General features: G+C 66.6%; 8 protein-coding genes and 1 pseudogene. 1 reads left to right on the forward strand and 8 read right to left on the reverse strand.

The features are described from left to right. Positions 1-58: 58 nt before the first annotated feature. The 4 genes from ACZ45T_RS32655 to istA all read right to left on the reverse strand — a co-directional run bounded on the left by ACZ45T_RS32655 (position 59) and on the right by istA (position 3,872). Positions 59-1,228, reverse strand: a complete 1,170-nt coding sequence (locus tag ACZ45T_RS32655) for a hypothetical protein (RefSeq protein WP_468447740.1) — start codon at positions 1,226-1,228, stop codon at positions 59-61. Between the two features lie 374 nt (positions 1,229-1,602). Continuing rightward, positions 1,603-1,923 carry a helix-turn-helix domain-containing protein gene (locus ACZ45T_RS32660; RefSeq protein WP_468447742.1) on the reverse strand — a complete coding sequence of 107 codons (321 nt, stop codon included), beginning with the start codon at positions 1,921-1,923 and terminating at the stop codon, positions 1,603-1,605. Further along, on the reverse strand, positions 1,920-2,993 hold the full coding sequence (locus ACZ45T_RS32665) for a tyrosine-type recombinase/integrase (RefSeq protein ID WP_468447744.1): 1,074 nt from the start codon (positions 2,991-2,993) through the stop codon (positions 1,920-1,922). The genes ACZ45T_RS32660 and ACZ45T_RS32665 overlap by 4 nt, the downstream gene beginning before the upstream one ends. A gap of 117 nt (positions 2,994-3,110) precedes the next feature. Next, positions 3,111-3,872, reverse strand: coding sequence for an IS21 family transposase (gene istA / locus ACZ45T_RS32670; RefSeq protein ID WP_468447746.1), 762 nt, complete (start codon positions 3,870-3,872; stop codon positions 3,111-3,113). 326 nt (positions 3,873-4,198) lie between these two features. On the opposite strand from istA, the gene ACZ45T_RS32675 reads away from it, so the two are divergent. Beyond that, complete coding sequence (locus tag ACZ45T_RS32675) at positions 4,199-4,945, forward strand: class I SAM-dependent methyltransferase (protein ID WP_468447748.1); 747 nt, start codon at positions 4,199-4,201, stop codon at positions 4,943-4,945. Between the two features lie 92 nt (positions 4,946-5,037). Here ACZ45T_RS32675 and ACZ45T_RS32680 read toward each other — a convergent pair whose 3' ends face one another. The 4 genes and pseudogenes from ACZ45T_RS32680 to ACZ45T_RS32695 form a co-directional block, all read right to left on the reverse strand. Continuing rightward, positions 5,038-5,403, reverse strand: a complete 366-nt coding sequence (locus ACZ45T_RS32680) for a transposase (RefSeq protein ID WP_468447767.1) — start codon at positions 5,401-5,403, stop codon at positions 5,038-5,040. A 502-nt stretch (positions 5,404-5,905) separates the two neighbouring features. Further along, positions 5,906-6,634: pseudogene (locus ACZ45T_RS32685) on the reverse strand (ISL3 family transposase); the annotation flags it as partial. Positions 6,635-6,721: 87 nt separating this feature from the next. Then, positions 6,722-7,090: an MmyB family transcriptional regulator gene (locus tag ACZ45T_RS32690; RefSeq protein WP_468447768.1), complete on the reverse strand. Its 369-nt coding sequence runs from the start codon at positions 7,088-7,090 to the stop codon at positions 6,722-6,724. A gap of 341 nt (positions 7,091-7,431) precedes the next feature. Then, positions 7,432-7,708 (reverse strand): hypothetical protein (locus ACZ45T_RS32695; protein WP_468447750.1); only part of this gene is annotated, 277 nt, incomplete at its 5' end.

Below are 7,708 nucleotides of genomic sequence, written 5' to 3' on the forward strand. Positions count from 1 at the left end.
CCGCCATGATGTCCTGGCCTTCTGCCGCGGCCGTCAGCGGGGGTATGGACGTTCATCATCAGTGGGTGATCGGTGCCTGCTCTGCTTCCGATTCGGCCACTGCGCTGGTGTAGCGGAGGCTCGCCTTGGCGCTGAGAGAGAAGACATGTGCGAGGTGGAGGGGGTCCGCGCCGTTGGCGAGGGCCTCTTCGAGAATGCGGTCCTGCCGTAGTCGGTCGACGCCCACGGGCAGGTCCTTGACCAGCCTGTCCATCCAGAACGTGCCCACCGCCGTTGTCGTGGTGGCTGTGTTCCGGCTGACTAGCAGGTGTGGGTTGGTGCTGTTCGGCCAGCGGCGGTGGCGATAGGCGAGGTAGTCGCCGATCGCCTCGGCGGTGTAGTCGTCCAGCGGACGGTTCAGGCCTCCGGGATCAAGCCGGCGTCCGGGTAGGTCCACCTGCTCCAGCAGCATCGCGCGGATCTGGCGGGCGGGCAGTGCATGGATGCCGGACAAGGCCACGACGACCCGAAGGGCCGGATCCTGCGATGCAGCGCGAGCCACGGACTTCACCTCGTCCGCAGTAAGGGACGCGGGGATCTTGATCACCGGCTTGCCGCCCTTGATGCCTCGCATCGGGTTGGCGAAGACCAGCCGCTCAGCCTTGAGGGTGCCGAACAGCGACCGCAAGGCGCTGGCGTCGTAGGCACGATGGGGCCGGTCGGCCAGCCAGCTGGTGATGTCGTCCCGTGTGACCTGCCGCAGGGTTGTGTACGTACCGGCGTACTCGGTCAGGAACGGCAGGATGCCTCTCAGATTCGTGATGACCGTTGCTCGGGCACGTGGCCTGCGACGCGTGGTCCCGTGCCGCAGGATGGCGATCCAGACGTCCAGCTCAGCGCGGACATCTGAGGCAAGGAAGGACAGGTGTTCCTCGCACCAGACGTCGAGCGAGTCGGGCCGGTCGTCGAGGAAGACGTCGAGTTCCTCGAACACCTCCTGGACGTGGTTGGCCGGCACTGCCGTGTGGGTGAGCTGGCTGATGGTTGAGGCCCGGATCCGCTCACCTGGCCGGTGAACCGCGCAGAGAATCCGGATGCCGCGTCGCACTGAGCCGAGAGTGCGGGGCGGCCAGCCGCGCAGCTCCGCGATCCGGGCGGCCCGGGCACTCAAGGACGCGAACAGTTGAGGGTCGAGCGATGGGGACTTGCTGCTGACTCCGCGAAGTTCGCGCGGCATCTCGAACAGCAACCGCTCCGTCCAACGTGGCGGGACACAGTGCGGCCGCGGTGACCACGGTGCCGACGGAAGAGGCTGAGGCTGGGGCCCGCCGCGCGGTCGCAGGGTGCCGATGATGAAGAGCTGGTGTCCTGTGCGGGCGGCTACTGTCAGGTCGACGCGGGTCTTGTTGTCCGGGCCGGCGATCAGACTGGCCTGGCGGCGGCAGAGGCGGCAGATCCCGTCTATCGCGGCGACCTCGCGTGTGCAGACGTCGCAGTGGCGGCTGGTGGCTTTCGAGGTGAAGCCCCAGCACGCTTTGCAGCGAGGACGGTCGATCCAGCCCCACCCAAAGCAGTCCCGGCAGCTACGGGTGGACCAGGGTCGTGATCGCCGGACGGGCGTGCTCATAGCGGCGGCCCCGAGCGACCCGGTCGGTGCTGGTGGGTGATCGGGCTGCCGCCGACGACCTGCTTCTCCGCCTCCAGAGTCGTGGTCTCCTGCCGGACACTGGTCTTCTCCGGGACGAGGAGGTCGGCGGTCGTGCAGTCCAGCACCTCGCAGATGATGTCGAGGTCAGCCAAGCGGACGGTCAGAGGCCGTCCGGACCACAGGTGGGACATCTTGCCGGCGGAGATCACCAATCCGGCGTCCGCCAGCATCCGTTGGAGCTCGGAGGCCTTCCAGATGTCGCGCTGTGCGGCGACCATCCGCAGGTTCCACTTCATCGGCGTGGCCCTCCGAATCGCGTCGCGGCCCGTTGGCCCGCTCGGATCCAGGCATCTTCGACGTGGGACTTCTCAACGTGCACGTAGATCATGGTCGTGTTGAGCCATTCATGTCCGAGGATCTCTTGGATGGCAACGACGTCCATGCCGTTGCGGTAGAGGTCGGAAGCGGCGAAGTGCCGCAGCACATGCGGTGTGAGCTGGCCGACCTGGTGCGGCAGGTGTCGCGTGACCGCCTCGGCGAGCCCGGTCCGCAGAGCATCGTCGGTCACGGCCCTGCTGGAGCCATCGCCGTATCTGCGTTCCGAGGGAAACAGCGGGGCCCGAGGGTCGTTGACCTTGTCGTCGAACTCCCACCGCGGCCCAGTGACCCACCATTCCAGCAGGTCACGGGAGCCGTTGATGAGCGGGACAAGCCGTTCCTTCTTGCCGCGTCCCTGACTTCCTTTGCCCTTGAGGAGGACCTTGCCGAACCGCCCCAAGTCCCAGCGAACGTCGCCGATCCGCAGCAGGCACAGTTCCGAGATCCGCGGACCGATGAGGCTGGCCAGCCGCGAGGCGGTGTAGTTCCGGGCGGCCGGAGCGTACTTGCGTGCCTCTTCCATGTCGGACCGCCAGCCGCCGAAGAGCGCGGTGACTTCCGCTTCCGGCGGCGGGATCCGCAGCCTCGCGGAGGTGCCACCTCGAGGACGGTTCATCTCATCCAGCGGGGACTCGACGACGAAGCCGGTGGCCGCGTGGATGCCGGCCTTGTGTCGTAGTTCGAGGAACTCGAAGAACACGGCGAAGGCCGCGGCCTGGCGGACCTTGGTGCCAGAGGCTGAGTGGCGACGGTGCCGCCCGAAGTACCGATCGAGGTCGTGGGCCTCCATCTCCCACAGAGGCCGGCCGAACCACTCCCGCAGGCCAAGGACGGGTCCGACGTCACCGCGGATGGTGTCGTCGAGGACCCCGGCAGAGGCCCTCGCGAGGACGAACTCAGCCAGCAGATCCTGCTCGAAGGCCGCGACCTCCTCGGAAGTCTCCAGCCGGAGCTCCGGCCGCAGATCGCGCACGACGGCCAGTGCCATCCCGTTCCTCCCCTTCAGCTATCCAGCGACTCCGCCATGACAGCTGAGGAGACTTCAGGATTTCTGAGAAACGAGCAGCAATCACCCGATCGTGTCCACGAGACCGGAAGCCCCAGATCACGCAGTCATCGAGGTCGTGGACGCAGTCGGGAGGCTGCGGGAACCCACGGGAACATGGACAAAGTGCGACCTGAACGCGATCCACCGGTCGGCCTCCACCCTCGCCCGGCTCAGCCCCAGCACCTGGGCGACGGCCGCTTTCAGGTTGTCGTAGCGGACCTTGCTCCGCGGCACCCCGCCCAGCGTCCGCAGCGCGTGCACGTGCCCCTCGAAGAAGGCCTCTTGACCACAAGACGCGAAGACGCGATGGACCGCCTTGCCGGAGTAGGACAAGCGGAAGGAGAACAAATAGCAGGTCACAAGCTCGCCGGCGAGGCGGATGGTCACGTCGCCGAAGTCGACCTCGGCCTCCATGCCCGGCTGGTGGGTCTGCGGGATGAACGCCTCGACCGGGGCCTTCCCCGACTCGACGAGGATCTGAGGCTTCCGGTCCGAGACGTAGCGCCGGACCATTTGGTAGGAGACGTCTGCGGCATGTTCCTCGACCAGGCGGTGGAAGATCCATGTGATCGTGTGCCGCTGCTTGCGCGGTGCGTCCAGATCCGCGTGAAGCATCCCGTCGATCACCGGCTTGTAGGAGTCCAACGCGGTCGGCCTCGGCGGCAGCTGTTTCCTCGGCTCCGGCCAGACCGAGTCCACAGCCTTGCGGACCGTCCGCCACGACACGTTGTACTTGCGCTCGATTTCCCGGATCTTCATGCCGCCGCGGTGGTCACGCCGGATCGACGCGTACAGCTCGACCTTCGACATCTGCGGCATGACCAGGCCCTTTCACCAGGAGCATCCCGATGCTGCCCTGGCAAGCACCCTGGTGACTTCAAAACTCGGTTCTGGCACAGATCTTGGGGAGCCGTTACGGAGCGTCACTTTGATGTTCGAATATGAGGGCCTGGGTCGCGCGAGACCCCGTACGCCTCCGTCTGGCAGCCAGCAGCGATGCTCCGTCAGGTCCTGGCTCGGAGCTGTCGTGGTCGGCTGTGGACGGTGATGGTGCTGGTCATTTTGACCGACGCATGGCTACCTGTTGTGGGAGGAAAAGCATAAAAATACGGTGCCAAGTATCTAGAGCCGTCAACAATGTTCGTATGACCATCACTTCACAGGCCCGCTCGTTCGACGCGGCTGCCGCCAGCTACGCTGCGAACCGTCCTTCATACCCGTCCGAATTGCTCGACGCGGTCGAGGAACTCACCGGCTTCCCCTTGGCGGGCACCCGCATCGCCGACGTCGGGGCCGGCACCGGACTGGCGACGAAACTTCTCCAGGCCCGCGGTGCGGACGTCATCGCTGTCGAGCCCGGTCCCGGGATGGCCTCGGAGTTCCGTCTCAGCCTGCCCGAAGTCCCCCTTGTGATCGGGGACGGCAACAACCTGCCGCTGGCCTCCGCCTCCATCGACGTCCTCACATACGCACAAGCCTGGCACTGGACCGACCAGCGCAAATCCGTCCCAGAAGCGCTCCGAGTCCTGCGCACCGGTGGTGCACTCGCCCTCTGGTGGAACGACTCAGACAGCACCGTTCCCTGGATCGCCGACCAGGACGCACGCTTACGCCGCCTTTTCGGTGCCGACGACAGCCCTCACGACCCCATGGCCCGGTTCCGCGGACTGCCGCCCGACCTCGGCTTCGTCCACCGGCACGTGCCGTGGACCCGGAGCGTTCCTCTCGACATGCATCTCGCCAACCTCGCCAGCTACTCCGACTTCCTCGTCCTCGGCAAGGAAGCGACGAACACCTTTATCGCCAAGGAGCGCGACCTGCTGGCCGAGGTCTTCCCGAACCGGATGATCGAGGAGCACTACGTGGTCAGCTTGGCTGTCGCCAACCGTTGACACAGCGCCGCGACACGCTGGCGACCGCCAGCGGACATGCGGTGCCGTCAATTCTCGGTTCTTGCCCAGAGCTTGGGCAATCGTCGCGGGGTCTATTGGAGCAGGATCATTTTGCGGAGAAGTTCGAATCCGGCTCGGCCGTAGAGCTGTCTCTTGATCTTCTTGATGCGGTTCACGGCTCCCTCGATGCTGCCGGAGTTCCAGTGCAGGGTGAGCCCGGCTGTCACCGCGTCGAGGTCCCGGAGCAGGTGGAGTGCGAAGCCGGTGAGGCCGGGTAGCTGGCTGGCATCGACGGCGTCGATCCAGGCAGGGAGCCTGACGCCGAGGCGACTGCTGAGTATCTCGCCGAAGTCGCGGACATGCCCGGCGGTTGTGTTCAGTTCGGGGCAGCGTGCCAGGACATCCTTCAGGCCGGCGCAGTCGCCTCCGCGCGGCGGGGTGTCGGGTGAGCCAGCCAGTCACCTGGCGCACCGTGGGGGGCCGGGGCAGCGCGCCGGCTGGAGCCCCACGGAGGGTGGCGATGTGGGAGCGGACCATCTGGTAGGTGACGGGCGCGTTGTCGGCAACGAGTTCCCTGTGGAGGTGGGTGGCGCTGGTGCATCCCTCGGCGAATCGCCGCTCCAGGTCGGGCTTGTAGGGGTCCAGCCTGCTGGATCGGGGCCGGTTCTCGCGGATGGTGTCCTGCCAGCGTGTGGCATTCGCGTACCGGAGCACAGTGTTGAGGCCCCAGCCCAGGTGCCGGGCGATCGCCCGGCGTGAGTGACCTTGAGCAAGGAGTTCGTGGACCAGGGCGTGCGCGGCCTTCTTCCGCTCGGCCCGTCGGCCGACGGGCGCTGCGTCGTCCTGCGGCCGACCGGAACCCAGGGTGGCCTCAGGCACCATGCCGCTGGGCGATGGGTTGCGCAGGCAGTCGCGATGGGCGGCGACGCAGGTCTCCACGGCCCGGCCGAGGCCCTGCCACAGATGAAAGCGGTCGGCGACCTGCAGAGCGTCGGGGGCACCGCGGCGGGCGCCCTCGGCGTATGCGCCCGCCCGGTCCCGGCAGATGATCTCCACGCCGGGGTGGCGGATCAGCCAGGCGGCCAGTGGCCCGGCCTCGCGGGTGGGGAGCACATCGACCACGCGATGGTCTTCGACGCTGGTCAAGACGGTGGAGTAGGTCTGGCCGCGACGGATCGCAAAGTCGTCCACGCCCAGCACATGCGGAGTACTGAACTGTGGATCGGGCAGTGCCATGACCCTGCGTAACAAGGTCATCCGTCCCGCACCGAAGCCCAGCTGGGCCGCCAGCCGGGCGCCTGCCCGCCCGGCCAGCGCGAGCCCCACTCGCTCCAGGGCGTGGTTGAGCCGCGTGGTGAACCGTGCATGCGGGACGGCCAGCCGCGAGAACGGCTCGGCGAACGTCCGACGCGGGCAGTCCGCCGACCCGCAGATCAAGCGCCGGACCGTCAGCCGGATCACAAATTCCTGCTCAGCGAGCGGAAGGTCCTTCAGCCGGCGCTGGTATCGGTCGTGTACTCGGTCCGAGAAGCAGCCGCAATCCGGACATGCAGAACCGGCAGCGCGGCCTCTCGCCACCACCTCGACCGTGCCGAACGCGGCCGTAACCGCCTCGACATCCACATCGTCGATCCCCTCGAACACCAGCGAGTCCCAGAACGGTGCATCGGTCCGCATGACCAGCACCATCACCGGCCACAACCGACCGCAGCAGCGACCGGCAGGGACCTGAGGGAGCGTCAATTCTGAGAGCTGGACGACAAGGCGTACGCCGTCTCACGCGAACCCGTCTCCTCGCAATCGAACAACGGGGTAACGCTCCGCGACGACTCCCCAAGATCTGTGCCAGAACCCACAACCCGTGAATAAAGCCAAGGTCTTCTCCTGCACTGGGTGCTGGGCCCACCAGCGACGGAAGTCCTCACCCTTCATCGACAGTTCGCCGATCAGGCTCGCCAATGGAGGGTCCTCGGGGTGCCGTCCTGCGTCCAGGTGGAGGTAGGCCACGTTCCCGCGGGCGCAGGAGGTCCAGTCGGCATACAGTTCCCGGGACGTCTCGTCGAGGAACGTGATTCGGGCGATGTTGCGCTCAGCTGGTCCATGGCCGCGTAGTCGCCGAAGAGTGCGACCGCTGCCGCGTTCCAGGCCAGTATGTCCATGCGTCGGCGCCCATCACTACCGCCGGTATGTCCACCAGATCGTCCAGCAACCGCTGGAGCATACGGGTGTAGTAGTCGACGCTCACTCCGGCGAGCTGCGCGATCTCCTCGCGGCATCGCAGGCCTGCGTCCCGGCGCTGGCCTCCGAAGTCCGTCAGAGGGCAACGTTTTCGAGGTGCAGGAGGGAGCGGCGGGTGCGGAGGAACTCGCCCTGTGGACCCCGGCACCCACCCGATATGACAGCCGGGACATCGGCGTGCCCACAGCCCGCCGAATAAACCGAAACGGTCCGCCAATGAACTGGCGGACCGTCACGAAAGATCGAGGTTAGGGAGTTCCCTCCTGGGTCACACCGATGTGGGTCCAGTCCCCGAACTGTCCAGCCGGAAAGTCCCTCAAGCTGACGAAGTCACCACTGTCATCGAGCTCGCCCGATGCGGCCGCCCGCGTGTCCTTGCTGTAGAAGAAGAGCCTGCGGCGGGCGGGCACGATGTGGGTCCAGTCCCCAAACTGTCCAGCCGGAAAGTCCCTCAAGCTGACGAAGTCACCACTGTCATCGAGCTCGCCCGATGCGGCCGCCCGCGTGTCCTTGCTGTAGAAGAAG

The organism is Streptomyces sp. NPDC030995 (genome assembly GCF_055571215.1).

Coding starts and splice junctions, on each gene's coding strand:
- istA (WP_468447746.1), bottom strand. CDS start 3,872: ATGCCGCAGATGTCGAAGGTCGAGCTGTACGCGTCGATCCGGCGTGAC.
- ACZ45T_RS32675 (WP_468447748.1), top strand. CDS start 4,199: ATGACCATCACTTCACAGGCCCGCTCGTTCGACGCGGCTGCCGCCAGC.
- ACZ45T_RS32665 (WP_468447744.1), bottom strand. CDS start 2,993: ATGGCACTGGCCGTCGTGCGCGATCTGCGGCCGGAGCTCCGGCTGGAG.
- ACZ45T_RS32660 (WP_468447742.1), bottom strand. CDS start 1,923: ATGAAGTGGAACCTGCGGATGGTCGCCGCACAGCGCGACATCTGGAAG.